Source organism: Candidatus Eisenbacteria bacterium, from assembly GCA_018831195.1.
Lineage (GTDB): Bacteria > Eisenbacteria > RBG-16-71-46 > CAIMUX01 > JAHJDP01 > JAHJDP01.
This window is the reverse complement of sequence record JAHJDP010000042.1, coordinates 183,967-200,939: the sequence shown is the minus strand read 5'-3', so window position 1 is coordinate 200,939 and position 16,973 is coordinate 183,967. Positions and strand designations below refer to the sequence as shown.

The following is a 16,973-nucleotide window of genomic DNA, read 5'->3' as shown; positions in this document are numbered from 1 at the left end:
ACTCTGCCCTGATAGGATCCGTCCTATTTGGAGGGCCTCCATTCCATCACGTCCCAATTCTCATCCACCCAGAGACCGATGACCTGGATGGAATTGAATCGTTGTTTGATGAATCGGATAGACTGTGCAATCTGCTCGAGTTGTTCCTCTTTCGGCGCGGGATTGCCGGCACAATCATGATGCCCGACCACCGCCACCGCCCTGGATTTGTGGCTCTCGACCGATATCGTCAATCTTGCGAAGATCGACTCTATCAGGAGGGTTTTTGTCTGCTCAGCGAGGATCCGTACGGGACCCGGTTCCGTTATCGAATCGATATAATCGGCACCAAATCTCTCTTTGAGATAATGAATAACCGGCAGCTGAACTCTGCCGTCCATGCAGTTTATCGTTGTACAAAAGCTCGCCATGATCACCTCTCTGCAATGATGGGAATGAGAGAGCGATGCGCATGACACTCTCCCATACCAATTGTATTATCGGGGCGGCGGCGCCAGGAGCCCTACAAAGCCGCCTCCCTCAAATAGGTATCAAGTTCTTCCCTGGCCCTCGAGGAAACTTTGTTTGTTGATCGATCCCAGTAGATGACTTCCCTCATAATCTCCTCCTCAAGCTTATCGCCCTCCTCTCTCACGCGAAGAAGAAGTTCTCTTATCTGAATTGGAAGCTTCGGTTCTTCTTTGATCAATAAATTTATATCGGCGGCGACCGCTTTGGGTGTCTTCTGTGAGGAATTCATCCAAATTCCGATTGTCGTCCGCACCCTGTTGATGGAGCGCTCCACACTGCTTTGCCGGCCTTCCCTCGTCATTTTTATGGCCGGGAGCCTGCTCTGCACCAGCCCGATGAGACCGAAGAAAGAGATCATAACAAGACAGAGCAGCCCCAGTCGCATCGATTGATCGGATCTTGTCATCTGGAACAGAGATCCCAGGAGAAGCATCGACAATCCGACAAAGACGATGCTATTGACCGCCACAAGAAATCCGAATCTATGCCCGGAAATCTGCATGCTTGCCTCCTTGTATCACCGGATGAAGAGCACGGGTCTTGTGCGACGGCGTGGATGGAAGGATCCATATCGGCGTAGGGTATGCCTGAAGGCGGCGAAGGGGAGTCCTTCTACCTTGACCCCGTCCGGAGCAGGAAGGGGAGATCGCCTCTTGAAGCGCGCAGAATGTCAATCGGTCGTGCAGTGCCATGTGAGAAGGCTTACCCGACCAGCCAAGGTAACCGAATTATGGTCGGGCGCGTGGGGGGTGTCAAGAATTTGAAGATTTGAAGTCCCGGTCTACCTCCCCACCAAGCCACCTTGTTCACGGAAGGATTGTAAATTCCGGCACTGATGCTCCCACACCCCGGGATGAGCCAGCAGAAGGCGATGAATCTCATTTCGATTCAGGCCGTTCCGCCGTCCCTCTGCAATAATCCTGGAGGGCGCCATGGATATATAATGCGCCGGATTGTCTTCCACCAGACGCCCCGATTGAACAAGATCCTCCAGGGTCGAGCGCAGCAGCCATCCGTCATCATCAAGACAAAACTCGGAGCTCCAAAGAAGAAATCCGGTGGCCTTCTGCCGGATTTCAAGATCCCATCCCGCACCGAGGGGTTCAGGGCCGTTGGAGAAGAAAGCGGCGAGCGGGCATTCAACCGAGGAGGCTCCGGCCGCCAAATCCTTCCTCCAGACGAGTTGATCGTCGGAAGAGTGGGGATTGTGATAGAGCGCCATCTCCAGGGCCTCCCCCACCTCCGGCCCCCGGGACAGATCCACCGTGAAGGACGCCGCCCCTTTTAAATTGACGGAGACGGGACAATCGGGTGAGAGATCCGTAAGGGATTCCCCGGTCCGAAGTGAGACAAGGCCGAGGAGGGGCCGTTCCCGCCGGCCCGGCAAGAGATCTGTTTCGATCCATCCCTCCAAACTGGGGATCATCCCCCGGTGGGCATGATCGGGAGACTCGGCCATGGCGACGACCTGGGGGGAGAGGCGGCGTATGAAATCCCGAAGGATCCCCGCTTCGCTTTCCAAATCCTTCAGAGAACGATAGAAGACAGGCAGTGTTCCACCCAAGGCGCCCAGGGCGATATGGCTTCCCTTTGTGAAAGCCAGATAGCCATAGCCCCGCAAGGAACCGCTCGTCCCAAAATAGTCGAGATCGAGATCGAACACCGTCTCGATTCCATCAAAACGCCCCTCCTTCTCAAGGGCGATCAGCTGTTCAAAGCTCAGACAATGCAGGGTATACGGGCCCGCCGCCCAGTCCTCCGCCGCCATCCCCGCCGCAACGGCGACATCCAGGTTGCGCGGAACACTCTCTCCGCGATAGGAACGGATGCTCCAAGCGGCCGTATCGAGGGGCTGCGCCCCCGGTTTGGGGACAATCCGTATCCAGCCGTCCCTTTCCTCCAAATCAAAGGGGACGGTCTCCATCCCGCCCTGGTAGGCTGAGATAGGCGGTTGGACCCAATAAACCTCACGAACAACTCCATAGTAGAGGGTCGGAAGAATGAAATTCGAAATCGAAAGCCGGATGGTGTACCGCTCCGCAGACGGGAGAGATCCCGCCCGAAGGCTTTCCGGCTCAGCGCAGCTGGGAGCGGGATGCATATCGCTGTGGGCATCAAAATGAATCAGAACGGGCGGGGTGGTTCCTTGAATCTCATCCCTCGGATGATGGGTATTTGTCGCTCCATGGATCCAGGAATAAAAAGACCACTGATTCCTGCGAAAAGTATAGAAAGAGCCCTCTTTCTGGATCGTCACATTCCCATCCGCCAGAGTGAGGGTTTCAATCTCTGTCTGAGGAGCACAAGTAGAGCATCCGGCCATGAGAATGACCAACAGACCCAGGCGGCGCCGGCAGGACCCCATCGGGAGGGGGACCCTATATCGCCATCGATTCATGATGAAATTCTAACCCAGAAGCAAAGGCCGCTACAGGAGCCAAATCGGTCACGTTGACACTTAGGTCCAACTCGCCTACAGTGTGACCAGGACAGAAACTGTCCCACACGGCGCCAATCAAAGGATTGGATAAACACGAAACTCGATGTGCCGCCGAGACTTATAAGGATTTCCGGCCCGATAGCGGCCAGGGTCCCCGGGCCTGGGTAGCAGGTTACGGAGAGGACCGCCGCGGAAACCGCGTGGCAAGGTATTCTGGTAGAGAGGATTAGGGTGTTTAGCTGTATCGCAACCGCGCCGAACGCCACCCTCCCAGCCCTAAAGGCTCCAGCCCAACCAAACCTCACGCCGGTGAGCCCACCGATGCCAAGTTCCGGTAGTTTGTCGGTTCACCATATCTTCGGGCCCCGATCAACGGATAGAGCGCCGACAGGTCGGCGAACCGTTTCACGGCGACACGCTCGTTGTAAGGAGCATGTCAATGATCACTATATTTTTGGTACTCCTGGCCATTTCGGGCCTGGTTGACGCAGCACTTGGTATCTGGGCGATAGCTGGTTGGAGTAGCTTCACCTCGTTCTTTCTCAACGGAAGCACCCTCGGCGGCACCGCCCAGATGATGGGATTTCTTCTTGGTCTCGTCCTGCTTTTCTTCTCCTATCTTCAAGTACAAGCCATCCTATGGATCCGGCAAGAAAATGAAGATGGATACCGGATCGGATTGAGCTTTGCCATCTGGCTGGTGGCCTCATCGGTCGTCATGTGGCTTCGTTTCCAAATGCCGATCTTTCTCATGATCGACGGGGCCCGCGGCCTGATTCTGGGTGTCATCGGATGGGTCGCCATCTACAGCCCCAACACCATAAGCAAGCTGACGCTACCCACCGGTTCATCACACACCAAGCCCGGACAAGAGGAAAGACCCTCGACACGGGGGCGGCGGAGCAGCTCATCATCGCGAGAACGCTATGGCTCATCCCGTGGCCGCGGATCCTCTTCACGCGACCGCGGTAGTTCATCCCGTGATCACGGATCATCCAGGGGCCGGTCCGACACCCGGCGCTCGCCGGGCCGGGATCGAAGGCCCTCCCCCCCGCCGGCGATGGACAGCCCTTCCGAGGCCCAGTCCTCCCCCCGTCGATCGAGTAGCCGGCGACGGACAAGCACCAGGAGAAGAAGCCGTCCGTCGGATGGTGACCAAGCGGCCGCGGGTCCACAAACCGGGGCTCCGGAAGCTTTAGACCGGAGCTGGAACGAGACACCATCGGTTGATCAGCCGAAACCCTACAGGTCATCGCGGCGAGGAGAGCCACAACAAGAATCCTCGCGCTCATTTAATAATGATAGAAACTCCCACTCCTCAGATCATCGGAGACAGACGCCACGCTCCTCCGAAACAAGGAATCGGGATTTCCGTCTCGACCGGGAGGCTCCGCCTGAACATCTTGAGGAGCGCCCGATCGTCGAGAGCCGCCCTCCTTTAACTGAGAGCCGCGACTCAACCCGGGACTCATCGCGAGCGATACCCTCACCTGTTTCACCGCCACCCCGGCAACGGAACGGATATGAAGACCGCATTGAACCCGTCGCCGCGGGGCCGCTCGAAGAGAATGACGCCCCGAGAGTCTATCGTGAGGAAACGGGTCCTCCGCAAAATGTACTTTCGCCGAATCCAAAGGATGTGATCAGCGCCTTGGGTTGGTTCAAGCCGGATGGGCAGGAACGCACACAGAACCCTTCGGAAGGCGGTATTCATCACCGCCGCAAGACATCCGTGCGAACCGGCGCGCGTTTCCGGCCTCGAGAAAAGCGGAATCACCGGTCAACGCATGATGAGCTGGAGAATCATGACAACGCCGGCGGAACGGGAGGCGGGACCCAATCCAAAGTCGGCCCCGTCGATGCTCCCGTGACGCCGCCCGATGAAAATCGGGATTGATCAGACCGGCAGACGGGCCGATAGACCTCATCCGAGATGCAGACAGCGAGAGGCTGACAGGCCCGGAGGGAGGGAAACGCCATGACGGATCCACATTCCGATCCCCGGCCCTTGGTTCTTCTCGGTGTGACGGGAAGCATCGCCGCTTTCAAGGCTTGTGATATTGCCAGAGGTTTGATGGAGCACGACCTTCGTGTTCAGGTCATCCTGACCGAGTCGGGCGCCCGGTTTATCACGCCTCTGACATTTCACGCCCTCACGGGAATTCCGCCCCTGGTGGATATGTTCGATCCGCCGGAGCCGCGGCAGGTTCCCCACATCGAATTGGCCCAGTCGGCCGCCCTATACCTTATCGCCCCCTGCACCGCCAATGTCATTGGGAAGATAACCCACGGCCTGGCGGATGACCTTGTCTCGGTCATCGCCATGGCGACACGCGCCCCGATCCTGATCGCCCCCGCCATGAATCCCGCGATGTACGAAAGCCGGATCGTCCAGGAAAACGAAGCGGCTTTAACAAAAAGGGGGATTCATTTTATCGGGCCCGTTGAAGGGAAGCTGGCCGCGCATTGGGAAGGCGGCGGCCGGGGCCGGATGTCCGACCCGGGCGAGATCGTGAAGATGGCGCTGGAATTGTTGGGAGCAGGTTAAACGAGGACCAGCGGGCGGAAAGACCCGCTACATCCGCTCCGGCGCCTCCACCGTCAAGAGGGCCAGCCCCCGCCTCAAGAGACCGGCCGTCGCCAGACATAACTGCAGTCGCGTCAGCACCAGCTCTTTTGTGTCGGCCTTCAGCACAGGGCAATTGTGATAGAAGCGGGCGAACATTTTTGTAAGCTCCAGCAGATAATTCGCTACCGGCGAGGGAGAGAGGGTCCGCGCCGCCAGATCGATGGCGGCCGGATAAGCCATGAGTTGCATGAGCAGGGCTCGTTCATGGGGATCGGTAAGCAAGGCCGGATTCACCGCATCACCGCGGACCCGTATGGAGGCGAAGCCGTTCGTGCTCTCGCGATCAAGATCCTCTTCAGAAACCAGACCCTGCGCGATCCCCTTGCGCAAAATGCCGTGGATCCTTGCATGGCTGTATTGAATGGCGGGTCCGGTATCCCCGGCGAATTGCAGCGTCGCATCGGGATCGTAAACAATATTCTTGTCGGCGCTCACTTGCAGGAGATATAACTTCAGCGCCGCCTGTCCAACCCTTTCCGCCGCTTCGAGCAAATCGCCGACCTCGCTGCGATCCATTTTCCCTTCTTCTATTGCGCTTTCAATTTTCTCCACCGCCATGTCACGCAATTGATCGAGAAGGGTATCGGCGTCGACCCGGCGGCCTTCACGCGATTTTAGTTTTCCCATGCCCCGGGGAAGATTGATAAGACCATAGCGCACATGGTGGCAGCCGCCGGCCCAGGGATATCCCAAGATCTTTAAGATAGCGAAAAGAGTTTTGAAATGATGGACTTGTTCACTCCCTACGACATAGAGGGAACGATCCATCTGCTCGTCTTCATAACGCTTCACCGCCGTGCCCAGATCCTGGGTGATATAGATGCTGGTCCCGTCGGATCGCAGCAGCAACTTATCGTCCAATCCCTCGGATTCCAGCCGAGCCCAAACCGATCCGTCGGATTTGCGGTAGAAAACGCCCTGTTCGAGGCCCTTATCGACGACCTCCTTCCCCAGCTTATACGTTTCACTCTCACGATACCAGTTTTCGAAAGTGCAACCCATCCGTTTGTACGTCTCGCGGAAGCCCTCGTAGACCCAATCGTTCATTCTCTTCCACAGACGGCGCGTTTCGGGGTCCTCCGCTTCCCAAGCCCGGAGACATTCCCGCGCCTCATGCATTAAAGATGATTGCGCCAAAAATTCATCCTCCGCCGCTTCGGCGTCACTGCGCCACTCATCGGCCGCTTCATCCGCCGCCGATGCAGAGGACTGATGGTTTTTCTCCCACTCGGCCCGTTCCCCTTTTAGTTTTTGATCGAAGAGGACATAAAGATTGCCGACAAAGTGATCCGGCTTTATCTTCTCATCCTGCGGTGTCAGACCCTTTCCCCAGCGCCGGTAGGAGATCATTGATTTGCAGATGTGAATGCCCCGGTCATTGACAATGTTCACCCGAACGACATTCTCGCCCGTCGCTGCGAGGATATTGCTGAGACTCATCCCCAGAACATTGTTCCTGACATGCCCGAGGTGAAGCGGTTTGTTTGTGTTGGGTCCCGAATACTCCAAGACAATTTTGCGCCCGGTGGGGGGCAGTGGAGCGCCATAGGGCGCCTCCCCTTCCAAGATCATCGGTAACAGCCAGGAAACCAACCCACCCGTGTCGAGCTTGAAATTGACATAGGGGCCCGCCGCCGCGATCCCGGTTAGACCGGGAGCTGAAGGGCGCCCCATAAGCGAAGCCATCCGGTCAGCGGGGATCCCGGTGGGATGGGCCGCCGCAATCGTCGCCGCGATCTCGGCCGGAGCTCTCTTCAGCGATTTGGCCAGGGGGAAACAGGGCAGGGCGAGATCACCCATCTCCGGTTTCGGCGGAGTGACCGGCTCTAAAGGAGGATCCAGGCTTTCCAGCCAGCCGGATGGGAGCGCCAGCGGCGCCAGAAGCGCTGCGATAATGGCCTGGTAAAAGCGTTCCACCGGGTGCCGCGGCTCGGATAATTTCTGGATTTTAGACATGCGGGCAGAATACGCGAGATGGATCGGGAAAGAAAGCCATCCCATTTGACCCTACCCCGGGATGCTGACACTCTGGGAGATCGGCCGTGTCCACAGCTGAAGGAGGTTGGGATGAAGGTCAGAGAAAGAATCCTGAAAAGTTGCCTGCCGGCCCTTCTCGTCATTGGGCTTGTGGGTCCCCTTTCATCAACAGCCGCTGATTCCTCATTTGAGGAACTGGCCGGGCAAGTTCAGCGATTCGAACTGGAGAACGGCCTTCGTTTTCTGGTCCTCGAACGGCACGACGCCCCGGTCTTCACATTTTTCACACTGGTTAATGTCGGAGGCGTTGATGAAAGCGGCGGGAATACCGGCTTGGCCCATATGTTCGAGCATATGGCGTTCAAGGGCACAACGAGCCTGGGGGCCACCGACTTCAAGGCCGAGATGCAAGCCATGCAGAAAACGGATGAGGCTTTTGACGCCTGGCTCTCGGAACATCGCAAGGGAATTCTTGCCGATCCCGAACGCCTCGAGGATCTGGATGCCGCCTTTAAAGAGGCCAGGGAAGAGGCGGGCCGTTATGTCACGACGAACCGCTTTCCCGAACTGATTGAGGAATATGGCGGCCGCGGTCTCAATGCCTTTACCGGAACCGATATGACCGGCTATTTCTACAGCCTGCCGTCGAATAAACTGGAATTTTGGGCCCTATTGGAAAGCGACCGGTTCGCGAACCCAGTTCTGCGGGAATTTTATAAGGAACGGGATGTCGTGATTGAAGAGCGGCGCCGGGGATCCGAATCGACCCCCCTCGGCCGGTTATACAATGAGACCTTATCGGTCGCCTTCCTTGCCCATCCGTACCGCGACGGCATTATCGGTCATCGTTCCGACCTTGAGAGTTTCACACGCGACGATGCAAGGGAATTTTATAAAACATACTATATCGCCAACAACATGGTGATTGCCTTGGTAGGCGATGTTGACTTTGAGACTGTCGAAAAACTGGCCAAGAAATATTTCTCCAAAATCCCTTCGGGCCCCCATCCTCCCTATGTCGACACCATCGAACCAGAACAGGCGGCTGAACGGCGCGTCATCATGGAGGAAGAGGCTCAGCCGGTGGTCATGATCGAGTATCACATCCCCTCCAAACGGCACCCTGATTGGTACACATACGAATTGCTGGCCGATATTCTCGGCTCCGGCAGAACGAGCCGGCTGAACGAAGCGATCTCCAAACGAGACAAGATGGTCGGCCGTATCGGGGCGAGTGTCGGCACACCCGGGGACAAATATCCCAATCTGTTTTCCATCTTCGCCATCGTCGCCGAGGGCCACAAACCGCTCGAGGTGGAAGAAGCCATTTATCAAGAGATTGACCGCTTGGTGAAGGACGGCGTGACACAGGAAGAATTGGACAAGGTCCGCAGCCGCATCAAATCCGGATTTGTCCGCCGCCTCAGGTCAAACTGGGGCATGGCCTACCAACTCGCGATATTCGAAACGGAATTCGGCGACGGAAGGCGGTTATTCAATGTTTTGGATCATTATAGCGGGATAACACCGGGAGATATCCAGAGGGTCGCATCAGAAGTCTTTAAAAAGCGCAATAGAACGGTTGGCATACTAAAGCGGCCCGAGCCGGGTGAATCATCATAGCCGATGATTAAATGTCCAATGATTAAATGTCTTATGGCGGCGCCGCCCATAAGGAGGTTCCTCATGCTATCAAGGTTCGAGCCATGGAGACCGGCGGTCGCCGCGCTATCCCTGCTGGCGCTCGTTGCCACGGCCGTTTTCGCCGGGGGAACGGAAGAGCGCATAAAAAAAATGAAGTTTCCCCCCTTGGGCGATATCAAGGTGCCGGCGCCCGAGCGCATCGAGCTTTCCAACGGCATTATTGTCTATTTTCTTGAGAATCATGATTTTCCGCTTGTCGATATTCAGGCGCAACTGTGCACCGGTTCAATTTACGAATCGAAAGATAAAGCCGGTCTGGCCTGGTTGATGGGCGAGGTGATGCGATCCGGCGGCAGTGAAAAGTATCCCGGCGATGAGCTTGATCTGATCTTGGAGTCGACCGGCTCCCGCTTGGAGATTCGAATCGCTGATACATACGGAACGCTGTCCCTCTCCACACTCACCGATAACTTGGACCAGGGTCTTGATATCCTTGCCGATGTCCTCAGGCGCCCCATATTCCCTGAGGACAAAATCGATCTCGGCAAAGTGCAAATGAGAACCGATGTCTCTTCACGCAATGATGAACCGGCTGCCATCCTTCGCCGGGAATTCCGCAAGATCATCTATGGCGAAAATTCCCCCTACGGGTGGCATACGGAATACACAACCATTGCCTCCATCTCTAGAAACGACCTCATGGAGTTTTACAAATCCTATCTGGGCCCCGACGGCATGATCATGACCGTTTATGGTGACTTTTCCCTGGAAATGATAAAGAGCAAAATGGAAAATCTTCTGGGCGACTGGTCTCCTCGTTACGGGACGCGGCCGGCCGATCCACCGATGCCCGGTTCCCCCTCCCCGCTTGTCACCTATGCCCACAAAGAGGGCACGACCAGCAGCTCCATTTCGATGGGCCATTTGAGTTTTCGGGCCGATGATCCCGATTACGCCGCCATGCAGGTTCTGAATAGAATCCTCGGGGAGGGATTTTCGTCGAGGCTATTCACCGGAATTCGCAGCCGCATGGGGCTGGCCTATTCGGTGCATTCGGATGATGGGGTCTCCTTTCATCATCCGGGGATTTTCCGAGCGGGTGTCGAAACCCGCATCGACTCGACGGTCAAGACGACGGAAGCTGTTCTCGAAGAAATACGGAAGATCAGAGAAGAGGGCGTGACGGAAGAAGAACTCCGTGCGGCCAAAGAGGGGATCCTCAATGGGCTCGTCTTCGATTTCTCATCGGAGAGCTCCGTTCTGAACCGCATGGCGTTTTGTGAGTTTAACAATTATCCGCCGGATTTTCTGCTGAAATATCAAGACGCGGTGCGGGGCGTTACCGTGAAAGACCTGCGGGATATCGCCAAGAGACGCATCCGGCCGGATGAATTCCAGATCCTGGTTGTCGGGGATCAAGAGCGATTCGACGAACCCCTGTCGAATCTGGGTTTCCCTGTAAAGGAAATCGATTTGACCATCCCGGATCCTCCCTCCACCATCGACATTCCGGTTCCCACCGCTGAAACCCTCGCGGAGGGACAGCGATTACTGGCAGGCGCGGCGGAGGCTCTCGGCGGAAGCGCGGCCCTTAAAAGTATCTCGTCTTTACGGATGTCATATCAGGGATCCATCACGCAGGGCGGGAACAGCCTTACAATCGATGCTGTGATCTGGACCATCTTTCCCAATAGAATGCGGCTGGAACAGACCCTGCCCTTCGGCGCGATGATCCAGGTTCTCGATGGCGATGAAGGCTGGGTGGAGACCCCGATGGGCAACCGGCCGCTTCCTCTTTCACAAATCGAGGATATGAAAGCCGATCTTGTTCGTGATCCGGTCTATTTCCTATCGCATCACTCCCAGCTCACGGCCCAATCTCTGGGCCGGAAAACAGTCGATGGATCGGACTATGATCTTGTTCACATCCCCAGCCGGCAGGTGGCCGATTGGGTCATCTACCTCAATCCTGAAAATCATCAAATAGAGAGAATGGATTACAAAGCCCAGAGCCGCACCGGCCCTGTCTCCGCGACCTCCATCTTCACTGATTGGGAGCCGACCGGCGGTATTCGCTTCCCCAGAAGCATGGAAGTGCGGCATAACGGAGAAGATCTCATGAGGTTGTTGATGAAAGAGGTGGAAATAAACCCTGGGATCGATCCGTCTCATTTCGAGAAACCAGAGGATCTGAAATCTCAGGAGACCGGGGATTGATTCACTTTTAATTCAAGAATCCCATAAAAAACATCGTCTCCCACGAAGACCATGATCTTGCGCTGTGGGTTCCATCCACTCCGCGCCTCTGGAATTTAACTTTCTATCTCCTCAATATCGCCGTCTCGTCGATAACCTCATATATGTGGAGATCGGCCCGCGAGTAAGAACCAGCTTCGCTTCATCATCATGTGGAGGCCTGCAATGAACAGCATCATGAACCTTGCAATTTTCATCATGATTGTCTTCAGCAGCCGGTCTATCGCGGAAACAAGGATCGATTCCGCACGAATTCCGGCGGCGGCAAGGGAACAAGCGCTCTGCACAGGCGTGATCAAACCGGGAATCAAAGTTCCGGCCCTCCGCGGCGAGACACTCGGCAACCATGACGGAACCTTTGAAAACGCCTATGCCTGGGCCTACGCCGGTGTCGCCGCTCCCGATTTCGGCGCCTTTGCGGAATCATATGAGGCTCCGGCGGCGCCTTTCGCGACCGGCATCACTCTCTATCTTTCACAAATCGGAAACTATGCGTGTGGCCCGCAGATGGAGCTTTATTGCTGGGAGGATGACGGCGGCCGGCCGGGGAACGCCATCGTTTGTCTATCCGGGATGGATCCCGGTTCTCCGGCGGAATGGCCGGGAATCAGCGAGCATAATATCCCCTTCCCCGGTCCTATTCCGGTTCCCATGCTCTTTTGGATCGGCTACTGGGGCAGCTGGATCGACGACATCCCCCGATTCTTTATCGCCGCGGATCTGGATGGGCCGGGGAGCATCAAGGGTCCTCGCACAAAAATAGCTGAGAATCTCGAATACCCATCCGGCTGGCAGAATCCTTCACTCGTCTGGGATCCGACTCAGTCCTTGGGAATATGTGTACAGACGCTGTCGACGGCATCGGTCAGCGGTCCGGCGGAAAAGATCAAGCTGGCCACTTGGGGCGGCTTCAAGTCATTGTATAAATAGCCGGTCTATTCACCGCTCCAAGGCTATACACCCTTCGGCCTGCGCACCCGTTCCATAATCCAGGCCGTCAGTTTCCGGGGCGCAAACCGCGGGAACTGCGTCACCAGCCAATTGAGGCGGCCGGAGACATACAGATTCCGGCCGGCAAGGGCGGCATCCAATGCATGCCGGGCCACATCTGAGGGATCTTCGTATTTTATATCGGGTCCCTTCTTGGAGATCCCCGCCCGTTGGTGAAACTCGGTGCGTGTCGCGCCGGGGCAAAGGGCCATGATCCGGACCCCGGTCCCGCGAACCTCGGCCGCCACCGACTCGCTGAAGCTCAAGAGAAAGGCCTTCGATGCGCCGTAGGCGGCCATATAGGGAGAGGGAAGAAAGGCCAGCACCGAAGCCACATTGATGATACCCCCGGTTCCCCGTTTCACCATCGGTGGAAGATAAAGAGCGGTCAAGGCCATGGGAACTTCAACATTTAGACGGATCATCGCCTTTTCGCGATCCGCCCGGATTTTCCCAAAAACGCCGTATGTCCCGATGCCGGCATTGTTGACGACGAGATCAATCGGCAGGCGTCCCCGGGATGTCGCCGTATAGAGACGCTGCGGTGCGGCCTCTTCCAAGAGATCCAAAACAATGACCTCAACATCCACACCGTGATCCTCCCGGATCTCCGCCGCGATCCGTTCCAGCGTTATTTCACTGCGGGCCGTCAACACCAGATTCGCACCCCGGCGGGCCAAATCGGCGGCGATGGCCCGCCCAATGCCGGAGGAAGCTCCGGTCACCAAGGCCCGAATCCCGCGGTATGAGTCCATATCCCCCACCTTTCTCCTGACTTCCTCCCTCCGAGCATGAATCCTTTTCACTCTCCGGTCCAGCTTCGCCGCCTCGCCTCCTTGACAAGCTCTCAAAGGATGAGGAACCTGAGCAGGACACAGAGCCAAGAAAAGGTTTGATATCAGAAAGCGATCTGCTGATATGAACTCAGCACCGGCCCGAACATCTGAGACATCACGGCCTCCCGGCAACCCGGCTCTCTCTATTGTTATACCGGTATATAATGAAGAGGATAATATACACCTCCAATGGGAAGCCCTGCGCAAGGCCTTGGCCGGGATCAAGGAGTCATACGAAATCATTTTTGTGAATGACGGCAGCACCGATGGCACGGCGTCGCGGTTGCAGGAAACCGCCGCCGCAGATCCCCATGTCAGGGTTTTGCAGCTGTCGGCCCATACCGGACAATCGGCGGCCTTTGAGGCCGGCTTTCAAGCCTCACGGGGTGAGTGGGTTGTCACCATGGACGGCGATCTTCAAAACGACCCGCTGGACATCATCACCCTGCTGGCCTGCCGGGAACAGGCGGATGCTGTCTGCGGCGTTCGGGAGCGGCGGAATGACAATTGGATCCGGCGGCTCTCATCGAGGATCGGCAACGCCGCCCGCAATGTCATCACTCAGGAAGAGATCACGGATACCGGTTGCTCCCTCAAAGTCCTTCGTGGCGATATCGTGAGAAGGATCCGGTTCTCGCGGGGATTGCACCGCTTTATTCCAACATTGATGAAGATGGAAGGAGCTCACCGGATCCTGGAGGTTCCCGTCCGCCATCAGCCGCGGCGAGCGGGCGCCTCGAAGTATGGGATCCGCAATCGTCTTTGGGCGGGGCTGAGGGATTGTTTTGGCGTCCGCTGGATGAAATCGCGCCACCATGAATATACGGCCATGGAGATGACACCTTCATGGGGCGACCCGCAAAGGGCGCAGGAGGATCGGCACTCATGATGAAATGGGATTTCTGGATTGTCCTCGGTTTGGCCGGGCAGATCCTATTCAGCGGCCGTTTTCTGTTGCAGTGGATTACTTCCGAGCGGCGCGGGGAAAGTGTGATTCCGGTGGGATTCTGGTATTTGAGTCTTGGGGGAAGCCTCATCCTCCTCTGCTATGCCATCCACCGAACCGATCCGGTCTTCATCCTTGGACAGGCCTTTGGGAGTTTCATCTATATTCGGAACCTCATTCTCATCACGAAAAAAAACCGGGAAGATCTACATGGGATCTGACACCCGCCCCCGCCTGGCCCTCTTGTTCCTGCTCTTTATTCTAACCTTCCTCTGGACTGTCAATACGGGGAAGGTCGGCCTGTGGGAACCGACCGAGGCCCGCTACGCCGACATCGCCTGGGGGATGGTCGCGACCGGGGATTGGTGGACTCCTCAGCAGAACTATCTTGTACATTTTGACAAACCGGCGCCGGCCTATTGGCCGCCGGCGGCCGCCCTCCGGATTCTGGGGAAAAGGGCCTGGGTTCCGAGAATCTCAAGCCTCCTTCTGGCGCTGCTCTGTGTCAGTCTGACCTACTTTTGGGGACGCCGGCTATGGGGCGCGACGGGCGGACTCTGGGCGGCTCTGATCCTCGGCACGACCCTGTTCTACTCGGCCTCGGCGCGGGTCGTCTCGACTGATCTTCCACTCTGTGCCGCTGTCATTTTGGGACAATGGGCCGCTTGGGAGATCCTTGCCAGCGGCGCCGGATCTCACGTTGAACTCAAGAAATGGCCCCGCCTCTTCTGGCTTTCCCTCGGCGTCGGATTCGCTGTAAAGGGTCCGGTGGCCCTGTTGCTCATCCTCCTGCCGGCCCTGGTCTTCAAGGCCGCCGCCCGCATGGAGGCCGGCGGACGACTCCGGGATTTCCGCTGGAAAGAAGGGATCCTCATCTTCTGCTGCACCGGATTGCCCTGGTATCTCAGTGTTTGCTGGCGGCACCCCGGTCTGCTCATGGATCTTGTCCATAACCACACCCTTCGCCGGTTTTTTACAACCGCACATCACCGAGAAGGACCTTTCTACTATTACATTAATATCCTTGCCGGTGGTTTTTTCCCGTGGATTGTTGTGCTTGGGACGGCGATCGCCGGTGATATCCGCAGCGCTTTTAAAAGAGACGCCGGATCGCACTGGGCCCTCTGGTGTTTTTCCACCTGGGTTCCCGCCTTTTTGATCTTCTCTATCTCCGGATCAAAACTCCCCGCCTATATTCTTCCCCTCTTCCCGATTTGGAGCCTCCAGGCGGCCGGGTTTCTCATTCCCGGTGGAAGCGGACCGGACAACCGGCGGGAGATCTCAGGGCTTGTTTTCGGTACGGGATTGTTGCTGGCGCTTGCCGGCGGCTTCGGAATGATTTTTCTTAAAGCGCCGTCGATGTCGTCTTATTTGGAGGAATCGGTTCGCCGGCAGGCCTCGATCGGCGCCGGTCTCCTGATCATGGGAGGTCTGATCCTCTTCTGGCTGATCCGGCCGCCGCTTCGAACCACGCTGCGATGGCTGCTGGTCACGGCGGCCGCCTGGTCAGCCGCATCCACCGTCTTCGCCCTTCAGCTTCCAGCGGCCTCAGCCGGCTTCGGCGCCATCCGCAAAATCGGTGAAACCGCGGCGGCCTATACAAAAGACCGGCCCGGTTCGAAATGCGCGGCCTATCGCTGTTTCCCCGGGAGCCTCCCTTTTTACACCGACTCTCCGTTGATCACGGTGGGTGTCGACCGAACCGAAACATACCAGAACGCCGATCTGTACCGATCCCTTGTCCTGCCCCGAACCGCGAATCTGGATTCACTGATCTCAGCCGGCGCCGGATTATGGATTGTTAAAGCCCACAACGCCGCTGAATGGAAGGCGCGCCTTCATTCAATTCCTCTAGAGATTGGGTCGGAGGGTGCTTGGAAGCTTTACTCTATCAGCGACACGCCGAGCAGATCCGAGGATTGTTCCAATTGATCCTGAAGAGCAATGAGGTTTTTCTCCACATCCGTCATTGTAAAAGAAAGCGATCGCAAAATCTTACGATCCATGTGGGACGCCAAGACCTCCATTCCCACCGGGCCGCCCGCGTAATGACAGAGGGCGCTGGATAGACTGATGACCGCGACGATCTTCGCATGCTCTCCGGCTCCTTCCGGATGGTGATGCCACCGGATCACCGACGTCAAAGATTCCGGGAAATCCCATCTTTCCGCGAGAAGGCCGCCCAATTCGGCATGATCGATTCCGATGATGGAATGCTCGGCCTCGCTGAAGGTGACATCCTCTTCGAGAACCGCCTTGCGGATTTCGCGGTAATTTTCCGTCATAAATTCGGAAAGAACGAGTTTGCCCATATCATGGAGCAAGCCGGATGTAAACGCCGTCGCCGGATCCAGAAGCTCCATCCGCGGCGCCAGAATCTGCGCGGCGAGGCCTGTGCCGAGACCATGCTTCCACAAAAAGCCGGGACGCATATTGTACCCATCCTGCCGGCCGCCGAGAAATCTGCTGGATGATGCGGCCAAGGCGATCCGGAAAATATTGGCATTTCCCAACCGGGTCACAGCATCACTGACATTGCTTATGGGTGACCGGCCGCCGTAGAACGGAGAATTGCTGACCTTCAGAATATTCGCCGTGATCCCGTCATCCATTGCAATAATCTTCACCAAGCGGGACGACTCGATCAATGGGTCCTTCATGAGATCCATAAGTTTGGTGAGGATAAAGGGGACCGGGGGAAGTTTGGAAACGGAATTCAGAATCCTGTCGGTGCGACTCATGCGG

General features: G+C 56.8%; 14 protein-coding genes. 8 read left to right on the top strand and 6 right to left on the bottom strand.

From position 1 onward, the window contains the following. Window positions 1-23: 23 nt before the first annotated feature. From KJ970_08985 to KJ970_08975, 3 genes are all read right to left on the bottom strand, one after another. Window positions 24-410 carry a hypothetical protein gene (locus KJ970_08985; protein MBU2691051.1) on the bottom strand — a complete coding sequence of 129 codons (387 nt, stop codon included), beginning with the start codon at window positions 408-410 and terminating at the stop codon, window positions 24-26. Window positions 411-502: 92 nt separating this feature from the next. Beyond that, entirely contained in the window at window positions 503-1,012 is a 510-nt protein-coding gene (locus KJ970_08980) for a hypothetical protein (protein ID MBU2691050.1), read from the bottom strand. Between the two features lie 279 nt (window positions 1,013-1,291). Beyond that, a complete protein-coding gene (locus tag KJ970_08975; GenBank protein MBU2691049.1) occupies window positions 1,292-2,908 on the bottom strand; it encodes a UPF0489 family protein in 1,617 nt (538 codons plus the stop codon). Between the two features lie 481 nt (window positions 2,909-3,389). Here KJ970_08975 and KJ970_08970 point away from each other — a divergent pair, with 481 nt between their 5' ends. Both KJ970_08970 and KJ970_08965 read left to right on the top strand, forming a co-directional pair. Beyond that, entirely contained in the window at window positions 3,390-4,847 is a 1,458-nt protein-coding gene (locus tag KJ970_08970) for a hypothetical protein (protein MBU2691048.1), read from the top strand. Window positions 4,848-4,928: 81 nt separating this feature from the next. Further along, window positions 4,929-5,498: a hypothetical protein gene (locus KJ970_08965; protein ID MBU2691047.1), complete on the top strand. Its 570-nt coding sequence runs from the start codon at window positions 4,929-4,931 to the stop codon at window positions 5,496-5,498. A gap of 27 nt (window positions 5,499-5,525) precedes the next feature. Here KJ970_08965 and argS read toward each other — a convergent pair whose 3' ends face one another. After that, window positions 5,526-7,535 carry an arginine--tRNA ligase gene (gene argS, locus KJ970_08960; protein ID MBU2691046.1) on the bottom strand — a complete coding sequence of 670 codons (2,010 nt, stop codon included), beginning with the start codon at window positions 7,533-7,535 and terminating at the stop codon, window positions 5,526-5,528. Window positions 7,536-7,646: 111 nt separating this feature from the next. On the opposite strand from argS, the gene KJ970_08955 reads away from it, so the two are divergent. From KJ970_08955 to KJ970_08945, 3 genes are all read left to right on the top strand, one after another. Further along, on the top strand, window positions 7,647-9,179 hold the full coding sequence (locus tag KJ970_08955) for an insulinase family protein (protein MBU2691045.1): 1,533 nt from the start codon (window positions 7,647-7,649) through the stop codon (window positions 9,177-9,179). Between the two features lie 63 nt (window positions 9,180-9,242). Next, window positions 9,243-11,417 (top strand): insulinase family protein, encoded by a 2,175-nt coding sequence (locus KJ970_08950; GenBank protein ID MBU2691044.1) that lies wholly within the window; start codon window positions 9,243-9,245, stop codon window positions 11,415-11,417. 216 nt (window positions 11,418-11,633) lie between these two features. Then, window positions 11,634-12,386: a hypothetical protein gene (locus KJ970_08945; GenBank protein MBU2691043.1), complete on the top strand. Its 753-nt coding sequence runs from the start codon at window positions 11,634-11,636 to the stop codon at window positions 12,384-12,386. A 23-nt stretch (window positions 12,387-12,409) separates the two neighbouring features. Here the strand turns inward: KJ970_08945 and KJ970_08940 are convergent, their stop codons facing one another. Beyond that, window positions 12,410-13,201, bottom strand: coding sequence for an SDR family oxidoreductase (locus KJ970_08940; GenBank protein ID MBU2691042.1), 792 nt, complete (start codon window positions 13,199-13,201; stop codon window positions 12,410-12,412). Window positions 13,202-13,364: 163 nt separating this feature from the next. Here KJ970_08940 and KJ970_08935 point away from each other — a divergent pair, with 163 nt between their 5' ends. The 3 genes from KJ970_08935 to KJ970_08925 are packed head-to-tail and all read left to right on the top strand — an operon-like array spanning window position 13,365 to window position 16,160. After that, on the top strand, window positions 13,365-14,171 hold the full coding sequence (locus tag KJ970_08935; protein MBU2691041.1) for a glycosyltransferase family 2 protein: 807 nt from the start codon (window positions 13,365-13,367) through the stop codon (window positions 14,169-14,171). After that, window positions 14,171-14,449 (top strand): lipid-A-disaccharide synthase N-terminal domain-containing protein, encoded by a 279-nt coding sequence (locus tag KJ970_08930; protein ID MBU2691040.1) that lies wholly within the window; start codon window positions 14,171-14,173, stop codon window positions 14,447-14,449. The genes KJ970_08935 and KJ970_08930 overlap by 1 nt, the downstream gene beginning before the upstream one ends. Beyond that, window positions 14,439-16,160, top strand: coding sequence for a glycosyltransferase family 39 protein (locus KJ970_08925; GenBank protein ID MBU2691039.1), 1,722 nt, complete (start codon window positions 14,439-14,441; stop codon window positions 16,158-16,160). The genes KJ970_08930 and KJ970_08925 overlap by 11 nt, the downstream gene beginning before the upstream one ends. Here the strand turns inward: KJ970_08925 and KJ970_08920 are convergent. Further along, a complete protein-coding gene (locus tag KJ970_08920; protein MBU2691038.1) occupies window positions 16,112-16,969 on the bottom strand; it encodes an HDOD domain-containing protein in 858 nt (285 codons plus the stop codon). The two genes, KJ970_08925 and KJ970_08920, sit on opposite strands and share 49 nt — an antisense overlap. Window positions 16,970-16,973 lie beyond the last annotated feature (4 nt).

Excerpts from the sequence above, each read along its gene's own strand:
- KJ970_08985 (MBU2691051.1), bottom strand. The coding sequence starts at position 410 with ATGGCGAGCTTTTGTACAACGATAAACTGCATGGACGGCAGAGTTCAG.
- KJ970_08980 (MBU2691050.1), bottom strand. The coding sequence starts at position 1,012 with ATGCAGATTTCCGGGCATAGATTCGGATTTCTTGTGGCGGTCAATAGC.
- KJ970_08975 (MBU2691049.1), bottom strand. The coding sequence starts at position 2,908 with ATGAATCGATGGCGATATAGGGTCCCCCTCCCGATGGGGTCCTGCCGG.
- KJ970_08970 (MBU2691048.1), top strand. The coding sequence starts at position 3,390 with ATGATCACTATATTTTTGGTACTCCTGGCCATTTCGGGCCTGGTTGAC.
- KJ970_08965 (MBU2691047.1), top strand. The coding sequence starts at position 4,929 with ATGACGGATCCACATTCCGATCCCCGGCCCTTGGTTCTTCTCGGTGTG.
- argS (MBU2691046.1), bottom strand. The coding sequence starts at position 7,535 with ATGTCTAAAATCCAGAAATTATCCGAGCCGCGGCACCCGGTGGAACGC.
- KJ970_08955 (MBU2691045.1), top strand. The coding sequence starts at position 7,647 with ATGAAGGTCAGAGAAAGAATCCTGAAAAGTTGCCTGCCGGCCCTTCTC.
- KJ970_08950 (MBU2691044.1), top strand. The coding sequence starts at position 9,243 with ATGCTATCAAGGTTCGAGCCATGGAGACCGGCGGTCGCCGCGCTATCC.
- KJ970_08945 (MBU2691043.1), top strand. The coding sequence starts at position 11,634 with ATGAACCTTGCAATTTTCATCATGATTGTCTTCAGCAGCCGGTCTATC.
- KJ970_08940 (MBU2691042.1), bottom strand. The coding sequence starts at position 13,201 with ATGGACTCATACCGCGGGATTCGGGCCTTGGTGACCGGAGCTTCCTCC.
- KJ970_08935 (MBU2691041.1), top strand. The coding sequence starts at position 13,365 with ATGAACTCAGCACCGGCCCGAACATCTGAGACATCACGGCCTCCCGGC.
- KJ970_08930 (MBU2691040.1), top strand. The coding sequence starts at position 14,171 with ATGAAATGGGATTTCTGGATTGTCCTCGGTTTGGCCGGGCAGATCCTA.
- KJ970_08925 (MBU2691039.1), top strand. The coding sequence starts at position 14,439 with ATGGGATCTGACACCCGCCCCCGCCTGGCCCTCTTGTTCCTGCTCTTT.
- KJ970_08920 (MBU2691038.1), bottom strand. The coding sequence starts at position 16,969 with ATGAGTCGCACCGACAGGATTCTGAATTCCGTTTCCAAACTTCCCCCG.